Source organism: Cupriavidus ulmosensis, from assembly GCF_977008105.1.
The window spans coordinates 2,660,365-2,677,392 of the sequence record NZ_CDRMWP010000001.1 but is presented as its reverse complement, the minus strand read 5'-3'; the positions used below and the strand labels follow the sequence as shown (position 1 = coordinate 2,677,392).

Sequence of the window (17,028 nt, the reverse complement as noted above, 5' to 3'; positions counted from 1 at the left end):
TATGCACAATATCGTGAATACGGAACGTTTCGCCCGCGCCGGGCAGCTTGTCACCGCCTCGTTGCTGCTGTCGCTGCTGGCGGCCTGCGCCTCTTCGCCGATGCCGGCTCCCGTGGTGGACCGCACTTCCGGTGCCGGCGTGGCCGGGGTCGCGCCGCTGGAGCCGGCGCCGCCCGGCTACTATCGCGTCAAGCGAGGCGATACGCTTTATCGAATCGCGCTCGAGAACGGCCAATCCTATCGCGACGTGGCGGGCTGGAACCAGCTCACCAATCCGAACCAGATCGAAGTGGGTCAATTGTTGCGCGTGGCGCCGCCGGGCGCGGACGTGAACGCCGGCACCGGCGTGGCCACCATGCCGGTGACGCCGGGCGCGGTGCAGGGCCAGCCGATCGACCAGGCGCGTCCGGTGCCCGTGCCGCTGCCGGCGGCCTCGGCATCGTCGGCGCCCGGCGCGACCGCCGCGCCGGCGGCGCCGGCCTCGGCCGCGGCGGCCGACAGCGGCATCAAGCTGGCCTGGCCGGTGACCGGCCAGTTGATCGGCCACTTCGACGAAAAGGGCAACAAGGGCATCGATATTGCCGGCAAGAAAGGCGATCCGGTGCAGGCGGCGGACGATGGCCGCGTGATTCACGTTGGCCCCTTGCGCGGCTACGGGAATCTTGTCATCATCAAACACAACGATACATATCTCACTGCGTATGGCCACAATGACAAGGTGCTGGTCACAGAGCAGGCAACGGTCCGCAAGGGGCAAAAGATTGCAGAGATGGGCAACAGTGACACCGATCGTGTGAAACTGCATTTCGAGGTAAGAAAGAACGGGAAACCAGTCGATCCGATGCGGTATCTGCCGCCACAGTGAGGATTCATGGCACGCCAGAAAACTGTCTCAACCGGAAGCACCAGCCGGACCCGGCGTTCCAAGCAGCCGGAGATGCAGCAGACCGCTGGCGTGGCCCAGGCCGATGCCGAGGCCGATGCCTACGACCAGGACCCGGCCGCCGAGCTGGTGCCGCTGACCGATGAGCCGATCACGGCGGGCGGCACCGCCGGCCTGCGCGAGGCCGACCTGATGGTCGAGGAAGTCGAGCGCCAGGCCCGCGACGAAGAGGACGAGGAATCCGACGACGAGGAAGAGGGCGAGAGCGAGGCCGCCGCGCCCGACCACGACGACTTCCGCACCGTGCTGCACACCGAGCTGGCAGCCGACACCGTCCAGCACTATCTGAACCGCATCAGCATCAAGCCGCTGCTGTCCGCGCCCGAGGAGCTGCATTTCTCCACGCTGGCCAAGGGCGGCGACTTCTCCGCGCGCCAGGTCATGATCGAGCGCAACCTGCGGCTGGTGGTCAGCATCGCCAAGGGCTACCTCAACCGCGGCGTGCCGCTGCTGGACCTGATCGAGGAAGGCAATCTCGGGCTGATGCACGCCATCGAGAAATTCGATCCCTCGCGCGGCTTCCGTTTCTCGACCTACGCCACGTGGTGGATCCGCCAGAGCATCGAGCGGGCCATCATGAACCAGGCGCGCACCGTGCGCCTGCCGGTCCATGTCATCCGCGAGCTCAACCAGGTGCTGCGCGCCAAGCGCCATCTGGAGAAGGGCGGCACGGACGGGCGCGACGCGAGCCTGGAAGACATCGCCCACCTGCTGGGCAAGACCCCGGACGAAGTGCAGGACGTGCTCGCGCTCAACGAGCACACCACCTCGCTCGACACCCCGTTCGACCTCGACCCCGGCTCCAGCCTGCTGGATTTCCTCTCGGACGAGCATAACGCCGCGCCCGACCAGGAAGTCGCGCACCGCGAGCTGGAAAACCTGATGAAGCAGTGGCTCGCGCGGCTGTCGGAGAAACACCGCTACGTCGTCGAGCGCCGCTTCGGACTCAACCATATCGAGCCGGCCACGCTGGAAGAACTTGCCGAGGAAATGGGGCTGACGCGCGAGCGCGTGCGCCAGATCCAGCAAGAGGCGCTGGTCAAGCTCAAGCGCCATTTCGCTTCCCAAGGCGTGCGCAAGGACGCCGTTCTATGACACCTGTGCTGGTATTCGACATCGAGACGATTCCCGATGTCGATGGTTTGCGTCGTCTCCACGACCATCCCGATTCCATGACCGACGCCGAAGTCGCGGAGCATGCCTTCGCGGCGCGGCGCGAGAAGAACGGCAGCGATTTCCTGCCCCACTACCTGCAGCGCGTCGCCGCGATCTCGTGCGTCCTGCGGCGCAACCAGCGCGACGGCAGCCCGGTGTTCCACGTCGGCTCGCTCGGCACGCCGGAAGACGGCGAGGCCGTGCTGATCCAGAAGTTCTACGACCTCGTGGCGCGCTACTCGCCGCAGATGGTGTCGTGGAACGGCGGCGGCTTCGACCTGCCGGTGCTGCATTACCGCGGGCTGGTCCACGGCATCGTGGCGCCGCGCTACTGGGAGATGGGCGAGGGCAGCGAGTCCGACAGCCGCGAATTCAAGTGGAACAACTACATCAGCCGCTACCACATGCGGCACCTGGACCTGATGGACCTGCTGGCGATGTACCAGCCGCGCGCCAGCGCGCCGCTCGACGATCTCGCCAAGCTGTGCGGCTTTCCCGGCAAGATGGGCATGGACGGCAGCAAGGTCTGGCAGGCCTACCAGGACGGCCAGCTGGGCGCGATCCGCGACTACTGCGAGACCGACGTCGTCAACACCTACCTGGTGTACTGCCGCTTCCAGCTGATGCGCGGCGGCCTCACGCCGCGGCAGTTCGATACCGAGGTCGAGTTCGTGCAGCAGTCGCTGGCCGAACTGCCCGGCGCGCAGTGGATGGACTACCTGCGCGCGTTCCGCATCAAGCCGGTGTACGCCGGCGGCGATGACGAGGAAGAACCCGAGATCTGACCCCGCCGCGATGGCCGGTTCTGCCGGCTGTCCTGTCGCGCCCCGGTCCGGCCATGCCGCGCCGGGGCGTTTGCCATGCGGCCACGGCCGCCGGCTATTCGTCCGCGAGCGACAGGTAGATGGGCTGGTGGTCGGAGGCCTGCGTTTCGCCGTCCACCTCGCAGCACAGCAGTTGCGGCAGCAGGTCTTCGGTGAGGAAGACGAAGTCGCAGGCGAACGGCGGCTGCGGCCATTGTTCCTTGTCGTGCAGCGCGCAGGTGGGCGCGTGCGGCTGGCCCGGGTGGGCGCGCATCCAGGCGTCGTGCCACGCCACGGTGGCGGGCTCGTGCGGGCTGTCGTAGGGGGCCAGCATGCGCAGGTAGGCGATGTCGTCGGGCGCGCTGTTGAAGTCGCCGCACAGCACGGCCGAGACCGGGCGCGGCTCGGGCGTGAACGGGCCGGGCTTGTGCTCGCGCCGGCCCGGCTGGCTGGCATGCTCGCATGCCTCGCGGTGCCAGACGCGCAGCGCGTCGGCCTGCGCCGCGCGCTGGTGCGTGGAGTAATACTCGAGGTGGGTGCAGATCACGCGCAGGTGGCGCTCGCCGGCCACCACGGTGGCTTCCAGCGCCACGCGCGGCATCGACGGCACGGTCGGGTCGGCGGGCCAGGGCAGGGTATGGCGGAACACCTCGCGCACCGGCAGCCGGGTGGCGATCAGGTTGCCGAACTGGCGTGGCGAGCCGTCGGCGTCCAGCCGGTCCACGCCGGGCGCGTAGAGGATGCGGTAGCCGGGCAGCAGGGCCGTGAGCTCCGCCACCTGGTCGGCGCCGGGGCCGCCCGCGAGTTCGGCGTAGCCGCGCGTCACCTCCTGCAGGCACAGCACGTCGGCGTCGGCGATGGCGCGCAGGGTCCGCACGGCGCGGGCGAGGTCGACGCGCCCGTCGGCGCCGCGGCCCCACTGGATGTTCCACGAGATCAGTTCCATGTCGTCTCCTGCTCGGCTGCCGGCCCGGGTTTGCGCGCAGCATCCATGTTGCGCCAATCGGCAGCGCTTGTCCCGTGCTGGTTTCAGGCCGGCCGGGCGCCGCCATCGCGGCCGGCCGCGGCCGCGTCTGGACTACAATCGCGCTTTCGCAAAACAATATGACAGTTCCCCAGGTGTCCCAAGCCGTGACTCGACCACAAGCCCAACCGGCGCCAGGAAATGGCGTGCAAGCCGCATCGCCGGCTTCCGTTCCCGCTTCCGTTCCCGCTTTTGTTCCTGCTTCCGCGCCTCCGGCTTCCCCGGACGCCGCGCTGCCGGTGGTGCAGATCCACAGCCTCGACATGGAGGCGCGCGGCGTCGGCCGGCTGCTCAACGAGGACGGCACGCCCGGCAAGGTCATCTTCGTCGAGGGCGCGCTGCCCGGCGAGGCCGTCAGCTACCGCAGCTTCAAGCGCAAGGCCAGCTTCGAGCAGGCATCGCTGGTCGAGATCAAGCACGCCACGCCGATGCGCGTGAAGCCCGGCTGCCAGCATTTCGGCGTGTGCGGCGGCTGCTCGATGCAGCATCTGGACTCGCGCGCGCAACTGGCGATCAAGCAGCGCGTGCTCGAGGACGATCTCTGGCACCTGTCCAAGCTGCGCCCGGACGTGGTGTTCCGCCCGATCGCCGGCCCTGATTGGGGCTACCGCTACCGCGCCCGCCTCACGGTGCGCTACGTGGCCAAGAAGGGCGGGGTGCTGGTGGGCTTCCACGAGCGCAAGAGCAGCTTCGTCGCCGACATGACGCGCTGCGAAGTGCTGCCGCCGCATGTCTCGGCCATGCTGGTGCCGCTGCGCGAGCTGGTGACGGGGCTGTCGATCCGCGACCGCCTGCCGCAGATCGAGCTGGCCGTGGGCCAGGACGTGACCGTGCTGGTGCTGCGCATCCTGGAGCCGCTCACCGCCGCGGACGAAGACCTGCTGCGCGCCTTCGCCGACCGGCACGGCGTGCAGTTCTGGCTGCAGCCCAAGGGCCCGGACACGGTGGCGCCGTTCTACCCGCTGGACCGCGAGCTGGCCTACACGCTGCCGGAGTTCGGCATCCGCATGCCGTTCAAGCCGACCGACTTCACCCAGGTCAACCACCAGATCAACCGCGTGCTGATCGGCCGCGCGCTGCGCCTGCTGGACGCCCGCCCGGAAGACCGCCTGCTCGACCTGTTCTGCGGCATCGGCAACTTCACGCTGCCGCTGGCCACGCGCGGCCGCTCGGTGATGGGCATCGAAGGCAGCGAACTGCTGACCTCGCGGGCGCTGGCCAATGCCGCCCGCAACGGGCTCGACCACAAGACCGAGTTCGCCTGCCGCAACCTGTTCGAGGTCGGCGCCGAGGACATCGCCGCGCTGGGCCGCTTCGACCGCTGGCTGGTCGACCCGCCGCGCGAGGGTGCGCTGGCGGTGTGCAAGGCGCTCGGCGAGCTGGCCCAGGCTGGCAGCGATGTGCTGCCCCGGCGGATCGTCTATGTGTCATGCAGTCCGGCGACGCTGGCGCGGGATGCGGGGCTGCTGGTGCATGAGGCGGGTTATCGGTTGTCGGGGGCGGGGGTGGTTAATATGTTTCCGCACACTTCGCATGTGGAGTCTATTGCGGTGTTTGATCGGGGGTAAGAGGTAAGGGGCTTGACTTCAAAGTCAACTGCCTACAATCAACTTCAAAGTCAAAGGCTTTCGCTCCTCCGGAGCGACCTACTTTCTTTTGTCCGAAAAGAAAGTAGGCCAAGAAAGCGGACTGCCTTGCCGGCAGGGGCCGAGCCGAACAGGGTTTCTTGGGTTGGTGGTTTCGTGGTGGGGGCGGTGGTTCTGCTGGGATTCTGCCGGTACCGGTTTTGGTGGCCACGCTCTCTCGGGGGGCGTTGGATTCGTGGTGGCGCTGCATGATGGCGTTGGTCCAGGCCCTTCAGGCTGCTGCCGCGACCGGGGCGGAGGGGATCGTCGTAGGGGCGGTGCTGGTTTCGTGGTGGGCGTGGTGGCCCCCATTCGATCTCACTGCCAAACGGTTTTGACTTGAGAGGCAATCCGGTTCCAGCAACCCCGCACACCCGCGCGGGGTCCACCACGCCCACCACGAAACCAGTGCCGGTGCTACGCCGTGACCGCCAAAACCGGTAACGGCAGATGGCCGAACCAGCAGTGTGCCCGCCATCATAGGTCTGACCCCGAAACCCATACCGCCAGCCAGATCGTGACCAGCCGAACCGGTAACGGCAGGATGCCAGCAGAACCACAGGCCCCACCACGAAACCACCAACAAGAGAAATCCCAACGTTTCTGCCCCTGCCGGCCAGGCAGCCCGCTTTCTTTGCCTACTTTCTTTTCGGGGAAAAGAAAGTAGGTCTGTGGTGGTCTAATGATCCTGGACACTTCAAAAGGTAGACTTCCGGTCAACTAGAGAGGTGATGATGGGACGCAGAGATTTCTCCGACGAGTTCAAGGCCGACGCAGTGAACTTGGTGCTAGAGCAGGGATATTCAGTGACCAATGCCGCCAAGGCACTGGACATTGGTGAGACAGCGCTTCGTCGTTGGATTGGCAATCGCCAGGCGAAGCCGGTACCGACCACAAGTGACCCGACGGGCTTGACGCCCGACCAGCGCCGCATCCGGGATCTGGAGCGGCAAGTGGCCCGGCTGGAGCGTGAGCGCGACATCCTAAAAAAGTCCACGGCCTTCTTCGTCAAGGAACTCGATCGCAATACGAAGTGATCGAACAGGCGGAGAAGGTCTGGCCGGTGGCGGTGGTGTGCGAGACCCTGGGCATGCCGCGCAGCACCTACTACGCGTGGAAGGCCCGGCAAGCCAAGCCGCGTGCCCAACGTGAGGCGCTGATGGGTCAGGTCCAGGCGATTCATGAGACGAGTGGGCAAAGCTACGGCAGCCGCCGCATGTCGCAGGAGCTGCGCAGACGAGGCCATGCTGTCGGACGCCATCGAGCCAGAGGATTGATGCGGGAAGCCCAGGTCGCGGTCCGGAAGGCTCGCAAGCATTATTACTCGAAGGGCGGGAAGTCCTCGGCCATAGCGCCGAACCGATTGAACCGGCAGTTTGTCGTCGCGCAACCGAACCGGGTGTGGGCTGGAGATGTGACCTTCATCTGGACGCAGCAAGGCTGGCTGTACCTGGCCGTGGTGATGGACCTATTCTCGCGGCGGGTGGTGGGTTGGGCTTACTCGAATTCGGCCGACACGCGGCTAGTGGTGAGGGCACTGAGAATCGCGCTGTCGAGCCGGCAGCCGGCCGAGGGCCTGATGTTTCACTCGGATCAGGGCAGCCCGTATGCCAGCCATGCGTTCCAGGAATTGTTGCGCGAAGAAGGGATCACACCGAGCATGAGTCGGGCGGGCAACTGCTGGGACAACGCGGTCGTCGAGCGTTTCTTCTGCAGCCTGAAGGGCGAGCGCATCCGCGACCGGATCTACTGCGACCGCGCGGAGGCACAGGCGGACATCACGAACTACGTGCTGTTCTTCTACAACCAACAGAGATTGCACTCGGCCGCGATGAACATGCCGCCTGCCGAGTACGAGAATTTAAAGATAGAAGTGGCCAGAAAAGTGTCCAAGATTACTTGACCACCACAGTCGCTCCGGGGGAGCGAAAGCCTTTGACTTTGACGTTCAGCAGTTGACATTCAGCCGTTGACTTCGACGTTAAGCCGTTAAGAAAAGAAAAAGCCAGCACGGATTGCGCTGGCTTTTTCGTTTCGGTAAAGGAGGGACAGGGCGGCCCGGCCGCCCACCTCAATCGCGATTGCCGCCAAAGATCCCCAACAGCGCCAACAGGTTGGCAAACACGTTATACACATCCAGGTAAATCGCCAGCGTGGCCGTGATGTAGTTCGTCTCGCCGCCATTCAGCACGCGCTGCACGTCGAACAGGATGTAGGCCGAGAAGATGCCGATGGCGATCACCGACACGGTGATCATCAGCGACGGCAGTTGCAGCCAGATGTTGGCGACGCTGGCCAGGATCAGCAGGATCACGCCGACGAACAGGAATTTGCTCAGGCCGGAGAAGTCGCGCTTGCTGACCGTGGCGACGGTCGCCATCGCGCCGAATACCGCCGCGGTGCCGCCGAAGGCATACATGATCAGCGCCGGTCCGTTGGAGAACTGCAGCACGGAGCCGATCAGGCGCGACAGCATCAGGCCCATGAAGAACGTGAAGGCCAGCAGCAGGACCACGCCCATGCTGCTGTTCTTGGTCTTCTCGATGGCGAAGAAGAAGCCGAACGCGATGCCCAGGAACAGGATCAGCGACAGGCCGGGGCTGCCCCGCATCAGGCTGAAGCCGCTGGTCACGCCGATCCACGCGCCGAGCACGGTGGGGATCATCGAGATGGCGAGCAGCCAGTAGGTGTTGCGCATTACCCGATTGCGGACCACAACGTCGCTGGTTGCGGTGCCGCTGCCGAAACTGTAGGTGTTCAGCTTGTTGTCCATGGTGACTCCTGTTTCAAAACGGTGAGGCGCCGGGCTGACCCGGACGGGCACAACGCCAATGTGGCATCGCACCGGGCGAATTGCAAGGGCTTGTGAAACGTAATCGCCACTTTGTCATCAAGGTGTAATCTCGCCTCGCGCGTGGCCAACGTTCATTCGATTATCGGCCGCGACAGGCGTTCCCTCCACGCCGAACAGAAATAAAGTGGCGCGATGGTCACGTGAAGCGGATGGCGTCGCCGGTGGCCGGGGGCAGTGCGCCGGCAGCGGAGTCGTTCTCGAAACCATAACTGTCTCGTGCTAGAATTGCACGTTTATTCCAATTGTAACCCCTTCATTTTTCGGAGTTTTTATGGCGATCGAACGCACCCTGTCCATTATCAAGCCGGATGCCGTGGCCAAGAACGTCATCGGTCAGATCTACGCTCGCTTCGAGGCCGCCGGCCTGAAGATCGTGGCTGCCAAGATGGTTCACCTGTCGCGCGGCGAAGCCGAGCAGTTCTACGCCGTGCACAAGGCCCGCCCGTTCTTCAAGGACCTGGTGGACTTCATGGTTTCCGGCCCGGTCATGATCCAGGCCCTGGAAGGCGAAAACGCCATCCTGACCAACCGTGACCTGATGGGCGCCACCGACCCGAAGAAGGCCGACAAGGGCACCATCCGCGCCGACTTCGCCGACAGCATCGACGCCAACGCCGTGCATGGCTCGGACGCGGCGGAAACGGCTGCCGTCGAAATCGCCTTCTTCTTCCCCGGCATGAACGTTTACAGCCGCTGATTGTCTGGTCTATTTCACAAGACTAGACTGCTTCTGAAGTCGATACTGCCGTCATGAACCCTCTCGTCAACCTGCTCGATCTGGATGCGGACGCGCTCACCGCCTATTGCGGCGAGCTCGGCGAGAAGCCGTTTCGTGCGCGGCAGTTGCAGCGCTGGATCCACCAGTTCGGCGCCAGCCGCTTCGACGCCATGTCGGATCTCGCCAAGTCGCTGCGCGAAAAGCTCGCCACGCGCGCCGAGATCCGCTCGCCGGCCGTCATCACCGACCACCTGTCGGCCGACGGCACGCGCAAGTGGCTGCTCGACGTCGGCGCCGGCGACGCGGTGGAGACGGTGTACATCCCCGAGGAGACGCGCGGCACGCTGTGCGTGTCCTCGCAGGCCGGCTGCGCCGTCAACTGCCGTTTCTGCTCGACCGGCAAGCAGGGTTTCTCGCGCAACCTGACCACCGGCGAGATCATCGGCCAGTTGTGGATGGCCGAGTTCGCCATGCGCACCCAGCTCGGCCGCGGCCCCAAGGACGACCGCGTCATCTCCAACGTGGTGATGATGGGCATGGGCGAGCCGCTGCTGAACTACGACCAGGTGGTCCCGGCCATGCGCCTGATGCTGGACGACAACGCCTACGGGCTGTCGCGCCGGCGCGTGACGCTGTCCACCTCCGGCGTGGTGCCGATGATGGACCGGCTCTCGAAAGACCTGCCGGTCGCACTGGCGGTATCGCTGCACGCATCGAACGATCCGCTGCGCGACATGCTGGTGCCGCTCAACAAGAAGTACCCGCTGGCGGAACTGATGGCGGCCTGCCGCCGCTACCTCGAGTTCGCGCCGCGCGATTTCATCACCTTCGAATACTGCATGCTGGACGGCGTCAACGACGGCGTCGAGCATGCGCGGGAACTGCTGAAGCTGGTGGCCGACGTGCCATGCAAGTTCAACCTGATCCCGTTCAACCCGTTCCCGGAATCGGGTCTCAAGCGCTCGAACAACGAGCAGATCCGCCGCTTTGCCCAGGTCCTGATGGACGCCGGCATCGTCACCACCATCCGCAAGACGCGCGGCGACGACATCGACGCGGCCTGCGGCCAGCTTGCCGGCGAGGTCAAGGACCGCACCCGGCTGGCCGAGCGCGGCAAGTTCGGCAAGATCACGCCGATCGTCGCCGCGCCGGTGGCGAGCGCGCCGGGCGCCGGCCAGCCGCGGGAGGCTCGCCCTGCATGACGCGTCTGATAGTCGCAGTCCTGACCGGGCTGGTGATGCTGTCCGCCTGCCAGCTACCGCCCCCGGCGAAGCCGGACCTGCAGACCGCGTCTGACCAGACCGATCGCACGCGGCGCGCCACCATCCGCCTGCAGCTGGCCACCAGCTACCTGTCGGCGGGGCAGTACAGCGTGGCGCTGGACGAGGCCAAGCAGGCCATCGCCATCGACCCGACCCTGGTCGACGCGTACCATATCCGCGCGCTGGTCTACATGAACATGAACGAGCGCGCGCTGGCCGAGGACAGCTTCCGCAGCGCGCTGTCGATGCGTCCCGACGACGGCGACGTGCTCAACAACTACGGCTGGTTCCTGTGCCTGAACGGCCGTTACCGGGAAGCGGTGCCTTACCTGGAGCGCGCGGTCTCGGCGCCGTCGGCGAGCGGCCCGGCCAAGCCGCTGACCAGCCTGGGCGCCTGCCAGTTGCGCAACGGCGACGGCGAAGCCGCGGAGAAGAGCCTGTTCGGCGCGCTGCGCTACGACCGCAACAACCCGGAAGCGAACAGCAACCTCGCGCTGCTTTATTACCAGCGCGGCGACTACGCGCGGGCGAAGGAGTACGCCGCGCGGGTCAACAACAGCAGTTTCGTCAGCGCGCAATCCCTCTGGCTGGGCGCGCGCATTGCCCGCCGCCAGGGCGACGCCGCGACGCAGAATGCCCTGGTGGGCCAGTTGCGCAGCCGTTTCCCCGACTCGCGTGAGTTGACCGCATACGAACAAGGAGCATGGGATGAGTGAGCAAGAGCGCGCCGAAAGCCAGACTGCGGCGACCGGGCACGTGGGCGGCGTGGCCGCCGACGCCGGCCGCGAGGCGGTGGCGCGCGAGATTGGCGAGCGCCTGGCGCAGGCGCGCAAGGACCAGCGTTTTTCGCTGGAAGACGTCAGCGCGCGGCTGAAGGTGGCGGCGCACAAGCTGGCCGCGATCGAGCAGGGCGACGTTGCCGCGCTGCCGGACGTAACCTTCGCCAAGGGCGTGATGCGCGCCTATGCCCGCATGCTCCATATCGACATCGACGCGCTGCTCGCGCGCTTCCACGCGCAGGCGGTGCCGGTGGTGGAAATCGGCATGCGCCGCGAAGGCGGCCTCAACGAGAGTTTCGACGACCGCAACCGCTTCGGCTCCAGCAGCTCGGGCGGGCGCTGGATCTGGCTGGCCCTGGTGGTGGCCCTGATCGGCGGCGGCGCCCTGTTCGGGCTGGATCATTTCAAGCAATGGCTCGAGGCGCGCAAGGAAGGCCTGAGCGCGCCGCCGGCCGTGGAAGCCACGGCGCAGCCGGGCGGCGAGCCCGGCACCGTCACGGCGGCGCTGCCGCCGGTGATGGCGGCCTCGGACGCGCCCGCGCCGTCCGAGGCGCTGCCGGCCAGCGGCCCGGTGGTTGCCGAGACGCCCGCCGCGCCCGCAGCGCCGGTGACGCTGACGCCTGCCGCGCCCGTCGCCGCGAGTCCGGCGCCGGCGGTGGCCGCGGCGCCCGTCGCACCGGTGGCACCCGCGGCACCGGCCGCCGCGGGCGGCGGCGAGCTGCGCATCCGCTTCGCCGCCGAGACCTGGTACGAGATCCGCGACCGCAGCGGCAAGGTCATCCTCGGCGGCACCGCGCGCGCCGGCGAGGACCTGAGCGGTGGCGGCACGCCTCCCTACAAGGTCGTGATCGGCAACGTGAAGGGTGTCGAATCGCTGACCCGCAACGGCACGCCGGTCGATCTGGCGGCCTCGAACCGTAACAACGTGGCGCGCCTGACGCTGCCCTGAATGCCGTTTCTCCCGGCCTCGCGCAAGACGCGGGGCCAGGCAAGATGAAGGTGGTAATGCTATGAATCAACAGGACTCCATGCCGGTACTGCCCGGCCCGCTACCCCGCCGCAAGACGCGCCAGGCGCGCGTGGTGTGGGGCGACAACGTGGTCACCATCGGCGGCGGTGCGCCCGTGCGCGTGCAGTCGATGACCAACACCGACACGGTGGACGCCATCGGCACCGCGATCCAGATCAAGGAGCTGGCGCGCGCCGGCTCCGAGATCGTGCGCATCACGGTCAACACGCCCGAGGCCGCGGCCGCGGTGCCCGCCGTGCGCGAGCAGCTCGACCGCATGGGCGTCGACGTGCCGCTGGTGGGCGACTTCCACTACAACGGCCACAAGCTGCTGCAGGACTATCCCGAGTGCGCCGCGGCGCTGTCGAAGTACCGCATCAATCCCGGCAACGTGGGGCAGGGCGCCAAGCGCGACACGCAGTTCGCGCAGATGATCGAGATGGCCATCCGCTACGGCAAGCCGGTGCGCATCGGCGTGAACTGGGGCAGCCTGGACCAGTCGCTGCTGGCGCGCATCATGGACGAGAACGCGCAGCGCGCGCGGCCGTGGCCGGCGCAGAACGTGATGGTCGAGGCGCTGATCACCTCGGCCATCGAGTCGGCGAAGAAGGCCGAGGAGATCGGCCTGTCGGGCGACCAGATCATCCTGTCGTGCAAGGTCTCGCAGGTGCAGGAGCTGATCGCGGTGTACCGCGAGCTGGCCAGGCGCTGCGACTACGCGCTGCACCTGGGCCTGACCGAGGCCGGCATGGGCAGCAAGGGCATCGTCGCCTCCACCGCGGCGCTGTCGGTGCTGCTGCAGGAAGGCATCGGCGACACCATCCGCATTTCGCTGACGCCGGAACCGGGCGCGCCGCGCGAGAAGGAAGTCTACGTGGGGCAGGAAATCCTGCAGACGATGGGCCTGCGCAACTTCACCCCGATGGTGATCGCGTGCCCGGGTTGCGGGCGCACCACCAGCACGACGTTCCAGGAACTGGCGGCCAGCATCCAGGGCTACCTGCGCGAGCAGATGCCGGTGTGGAAGACCGAATACCCCGGCGTGGAAGAAATGGACGTGGCCGTGATGGGCTGCATCGTGAACGGCCCGGGCGAAAGCAAGCACGCCAACATCGGCATCTCGCTGCCGGGCTCGGGCGAATCGCCGGCGGCGCCGGTGTTCGTCGACGGCGTCAAGGTCAAGACCTTGCGCGGCGAGCGCATCGCCGAGGAGTTCCAGGCGATCGTCGACGACTACGTGCGCACCCACTATGGCAGCAACGCCGGGCGCGCAGGCAATGAGGTGGCGGCCTGATCCGTTGCGGACAGGGCGACACAGGGAAAGACAACAGAAGATGAATCAACCCGTGAATCCGGCGGCCGGCGAAGGCCGGGCTGACAACAAAGCCGACAGCAAGGCCGATAACAAGGCCAAGGCCGCCAAGGCCCTGCAGGGCGTCAAGGGCATGAACGACATGCTGCCCGCCGACGCGCCGCTGTGGGAGCATTTCGAGAACGCCGCGCGCGCCATGCTGCGCGCCTACGGCTACCAGCAGGTCCGCACGCCGATCGTCGAGCACACGCAACTGTTCGTGCGCGGCATCGGCGAAGTGACCGACATCGTCGAGAAGGAAATGTATTCCTTCACCGATTCGCTCAACGGCGAGCAGCTCACGCTGCGCCCCGAGGGCACGGCCGCCGCGGTGCGCGCCACCATCGAGCACAACCTGCTGTACGACGGCCCCAAGCGCCTGTGGTACACCGGCCCGATGTTCCGCCACGAGCGCCCGCAGCGCGGCCGCTACCGCCAGTTCCACCAGCTGGGCGCCGAGGCGCTCGGCTTCGCCGGCCCGGACGTGGACGCCGAGATCATCCTGATGTGCCAGCGCCTGTGGGACGACCTGGGCCTGGTCGGGGTGCGGCTGGAGCTGAACTCGCTGGGCCAGGCGCATGAGCGCGCCGCCCACCGCGAGGAGCTGATCAAGTACCTGGAAGGCTTCCAGGACATCCTCGACGAGGACAGCAAGCGCCGCCTCTACACCAACCCGCTGCGCGTGCTGGACACCAAGAACCCGGCGCTGCAGGAGATGGCGGCCAACGCGCCCAAGCTGATCGACTTCCTGGGCGAGGAGTCGCTGGCCCACTTCGAGGGCGTGCAGCGCCTGCTCAAGGCCAACAACATCCCGTTCAAGATCAACCCGCGCCTGGTGCGCGGGCTGGACTATTACAACCTGACCGTGTTCGAGTGGATCACCGACAAGCTCGGCGCGCAGGGCACCATCGCCGGCGGCGGGCGCTACGACCCGCTGATCGAGCAGATGGGCGGCAAGCCGGCGCCGGCCTGCGGCTGGGCGATGGGCATCGAGCGCATCATCGAGCTGATCCGCGAGGAAGGCCTGGTGCCCGAGGCCGAGGGCTGCGACGTCTACCTGGTGCACCAGGGCGAGGCGGCCGCCGAGCAGGCCATGATCGCCGCTGAGCGCCTGCGCGACGCCGGTCTCGACGTGCTGCTGCACGCCACGCCGGACGGCAAGAGCGGCAGCTTCAAGTCGCAGATGAAGCGTGCCGATGCCAGCGGCGCGGCCTATGCCGTTATCATTGGCGACGACGAAGTGGCGGCCGGCACGGCCCAGGTCAAGGATCTGCGCCAGGGCGCGCAGGGCGGACCGGGAGACGCTGGCGCGCAGATCACGGTGCCGGCGCAGGCGCTGGTCGACCACATCATCGACGCGATGGTGGGCGCGAGCGAATAGGGCCGCCGGACAGCACGACCAGGGGCCGCGGCGCGGCCCCGCTCATACCAACACACGCGGGTGGATCCCTCGACATGGCTTACGATCTAGAAGAACAGGAACAGCTTGAGAGCCTCAAGGCCTGGTGGCGCCAGTACGGCAATGCCGTGACGTGGGTGCTGATCGCCGGCCTGCTGGCCTTTGCCGCCTGGAGCGGCTGGAATTACTGGCAGCGCAAGCAGTCGGGCGAGGCCGCGCTGCTGTACGAGCAGGTCATCAAGGCCGCCGAAGGCCGCGACGCGGAGCGCGTCAAGCGCGCCGCCGGCGACCTCGAGCAGAAGTTCGGCAAGACCGCCTACGGCCCGATGTCCGCGCTGATGGCGGCCAAGGTGCTGTACGATGCGGGCGACCTGGCCGGCGCCAAGACCCAGCTGCAGTGGGCGATCGACCACGGCGACAGCGAATACGCCCACCTCGCGCGCGTGCGCCTGGCCGGCGTGCTGCTCGACGAAAAGGCCTACGACCAGGGCCTGGCGCTGCTCAAGGACGAGCCGCCGGCATCGTTCGCGGCCTTGTATGCCGACCGCCGCGGCGACCTGCTGGCCGCGCAGGACAAGCGTGCCGACGCGCGCACGGCGTACCGGCTGGCGCTCGACAAGCTCAGTGCCAACGACGCGGCCATGCGCCAGATCATCCAGTTCAAGCTCGACGCGCTGGGCACCGCCTGAGGGCGGCGCTTTCCGGCGCGCCGGCGCGCGGACCCGCCGCCCGGGGGCGGGCGGGTCCGCGGTTTTGCGTTTCAACCCAATTCAGGATCGGAACCCCATGACGTCATCGTTTCCCGGCACGGCCAAGAACCAGCAACACGGCAATTTCGTCCGCGCCCTGGTGGTGGCCGCCGCTTGTGCCGCCACCCTTGGCGGCTGCTCGCTGTTCAGCAAGAGTGACAAGCGCACGCCGGTCGATCTCAAGCCGATCACCCAGACCCTGTCGGTGCGCCAGGCCTGGCGCGCCAGCGTCGGCAAGAGCGGCCCGTACACGCTGCAGCCGGCCGTGGCCGGCGGCACGGTCTACGCGTCCTCCAACGGTGGCAAGGTGATGGCCTTCGACGGCACCACCGGCCGCACGCTGTGGGAGGCCCGCACCGACATCGACCTCACCAGCGGCCCCGGCAGCGACGGCTCGGTGACGGCGGTGGCGGGCGAGAAGGGCGCCGTGTTCGCCTTCGACAACAGCGGCAAGCAGATCTGGAAGAAGCAGGTCAACGGCGAGGTCCTGTCCGCGCCGCTGGTCGGCAACGGCCTGGTGGTGGTGCGCACCACCGACACCCGCGTGCTGGGCCTGGACGCGCAGACCGGCGAGCGCCGCTGGATCTACCAGCGCTCGCAGACGCCGCTGAACCTGCGCGCGGCGATGGGCATGACGTTCGCCGGCGACGGCATCGTGATGGGCTTCCCGGGTGGCAAGCTCGGCGTGCTGGCGCCGGGCAACGGCGTGCTGCGCTGGGAAAGCACGGTGTCCTACCCGAAGGGCGTCTCCGAGATCGAGCGCCTGAACGACGTCACCGGCCAGCCGGCGGTCAACGGCCGCCAGGTCTGCGCCACCACCTTCCAGGGTCGCGTGGCGTGCCTGGAACTGGCCAACGGCCAGCCCCAGTGGGGCAAGGATTTCTCGTCGCCGACCGGCCCGACGCAGGACGACACCTCGCTGTACGCCAGCGACGAGCGCTCGGTGGTGCATGCGTTCGACCGCCAGAACGGCAACGAGCGCTGGAAGAACGACCAGTTGCTGTACCGCCGCCTGGGCGCGCCGCTGGCGCTGGGCCGCTCGGTGGTGATGGGCGACTATGAAGGCTACGTGCATTTTCTTTCGCGCGAGGACGGCCAGTTCCTGGCCCGCCTGAAGACCGACGGCAGCGAGATCACCGCCGCGCCGGTGGTGGCGGGCGCGTCGATGGTGGTGCAGACGCGCGACGGCAACCTCTACGGCTTCGTGCCGGACTGAGGCGCCGCGACGATGAGGGCGCGCCCGTGCACCTGTCGGCACGGGCCGCGCCGATCCGGTAGCATGATCCGGCGGATCGTGCAGGTGAACGAGGCCGGGTGGCAAGGCCAGCCCGGTTGCCCGACAGGAAACGTGGCCAGG

General features: G+C 67.3%; 15 protein-coding genes. 13 read left to right on the top strand and 2 right to left on the bottom strand.

The features are described 5' to 3' along the window. Position 1: 1 nt before the first annotated feature. The 3 genes from ACWTPI_RS12200 to ACWTPI_RS12190 are packed head-to-tail and all read left to right on the top strand — an operon-like array spanning position 2 to position 2,883. Positions 2-865 carry a peptidoglycan DD-metalloendopeptidase family protein gene (locus tag ACWTPI_RS12200; protein ID WP_454731762.1) on the top strand — a complete coding sequence of 288 codons (864 nt, stop codon included), beginning with the start codon at positions 2-4 and terminating at the stop codon, positions 863-865. A gap of 6 nt (positions 866-871) precedes the next feature. After that, entirely contained in the window at positions 872-2,038 is a 1,167-nt protein-coding gene (gene rpoS / locus ACWTPI_RS12195) for an RNA polymerase sigma factor RpoS (protein ID WP_059413350.1), read from the top strand. Next, the gene (locus tag ACWTPI_RS12190) at positions 2,035-2,883 is read left to right on the top strand and encodes a 3'-5' exonuclease (RefSeq protein WP_029044439.1); all 849 of its coding nucleotides are present in this window, start codon (positions 2,035-2,037) and stop codon (positions 2,881-2,883) included. The genes rpoS and ACWTPI_RS12190 overlap by 4 nt, the downstream gene beginning before the upstream one ends. Before the next feature lie 94 nt (positions 2,884-2,977). Here ACWTPI_RS12190 and ACWTPI_RS12185 read toward each other — a convergent pair whose 3' ends face one another. Beyond that, a complete protein-coding gene (locus tag ACWTPI_RS12185) occupies positions 2,978-3,847 on the bottom strand; it encodes an endonuclease/exonuclease/phosphatase family protein (protein WP_454731761.1) in 870 nt (289 codons plus the stop codon). Between the two features lie 317 nt (positions 3,848-4,164). On the opposite strand from ACWTPI_RS12185, the gene rlmD reads away from it, so the two are divergent. Beyond that, the gene (gene rlmD, locus ACWTPI_RS12180; protein WP_454732475.1) at positions 4,165-5,493 is read left to right on the top strand and encodes a 23S rRNA (uracil(1939)-C(5))-methyltransferase RlmD; all 1,329 of its coding nucleotides are present in this window, start codon (positions 4,165-4,167) and stop codon (positions 5,491-5,493) included. 791 nt (positions 5,494-6,284) lie between these two features. Continuing rightward, positions 6,285-7,453, top strand: a protein-coding gene (locus ACWTPI_RS12175; RefSeq protein WP_454732439.1) for an IS3 family transposase whose coding sequence is annotated in 2 segments (ribosomal slippage) — positions 6,285-6,543 and positions 6,543-7,453 — 1,170 coding nt in all. Because the reading frame shifts where the segments join, the coding sequence is not laid out codon by codon here. Between the two features lie 168 nt (positions 7,454-7,621). Here ACWTPI_RS12175 and ACWTPI_RS12170 read toward each other — a convergent pair. Continuing rightward, a complete protein-coding gene (locus ACWTPI_RS12170) occupies positions 7,622-8,323 on the bottom strand; it encodes a Bax inhibitor-1/YccA family protein (protein ID WP_059413352.1) in 702 nt (233 codons plus the stop codon). Between the two features lie 352 nt (positions 8,324-8,675). On the opposite strand from ACWTPI_RS12170, the gene ndk reads away from it, so the two are divergent. The 8 genes from ndk (at position 8,676) to bamB (ending at position 16,887) form a co-directional block, all read left to right on the top strand. Beyond that, entirely contained in the window at positions 8,676-9,101 is a 426-nt protein-coding gene (gene ndk, locus ACWTPI_RS12165) for a nucleoside-diphosphate kinase (protein WP_020205282.1), read from the top strand. A gap of 53 nt (positions 9,102-9,154) precedes the next feature. Then, positions 9,155-10,324, top strand: coding sequence for a 23S rRNA (adenine(2503)-C(2))-methyltransferase RlmN (rlmN, locus tag ACWTPI_RS12160; protein WP_020205283.1), 1,170 nt, complete (start codon positions 9,155-9,157; stop codon positions 10,322-10,324). Next, the gene (pilW, locus tag ACWTPI_RS12155; RefSeq protein ID WP_029044098.1) at positions 10,321-11,100 is read left to right on the top strand and encodes a type IV pilus biogenesis/stability protein PilW; all 780 of its coding nucleotides are present in this window, start codon (positions 10,321-10,323) and stop codon (positions 11,098-11,100) included. Before rlmN ends, pilW begins: the two co-directional genes overlap by 4 nt. Further along, the gene (locus ACWTPI_RS12150) at positions 11,093-12,112 is read left to right on the top strand and encodes a helix-turn-helix domain-containing protein (protein ID WP_454731760.1); all 1,020 of its coding nucleotides are present in this window, start codon (positions 11,093-11,095) and stop codon (positions 12,110-12,112) included. Before pilW ends, ACWTPI_RS12150 begins: the two co-directional genes overlap by 8 nt. A gap of 61 nt (positions 12,113-12,173) precedes the next feature. Further along, positions 12,174-13,466, top strand: a complete 1,293-nt coding sequence (ispG, locus tag ACWTPI_RS12145) for a flavodoxin-dependent (E)-4-hydroxy-3-methylbut-2-enyl-diphosphate synthase (RefSeq protein WP_059413355.1) — start codon at positions 12,174-12,176, stop codon at positions 13,464-13,466. A 151-nt stretch (positions 13,467-13,617) separates the two neighbouring features. Next, positions 13,618-14,904: a histidine--tRNA ligase gene (gene hisS, locus ACWTPI_RS12140; RefSeq protein WP_454732474.1), complete on the top strand. Its 1,287-nt coding sequence runs from the start codon at positions 13,618-13,620 to the stop codon at positions 14,902-14,904. Positions 14,905-14,978: 74 nt separating this feature from the next. Then, positions 14,979-15,611, top strand: a complete 633-nt coding sequence (locus ACWTPI_RS12135; protein WP_020205288.1) for a YfgM family protein — start codon at positions 14,979-14,981, stop codon at positions 15,609-15,611. A 97-nt stretch (positions 15,612-15,708) separates the two neighbouring features. Continuing rightward, complete coding sequence (gene bamB / locus ACWTPI_RS12130) at positions 15,709-16,887, top strand: outer membrane protein assembly factor BamB (protein ID WP_020205289.1); 1,179 nt, start codon at positions 15,709-15,711, stop codon at positions 16,885-16,887. Positions 16,888-17,028: the final 141 nt, after the last annotated feature.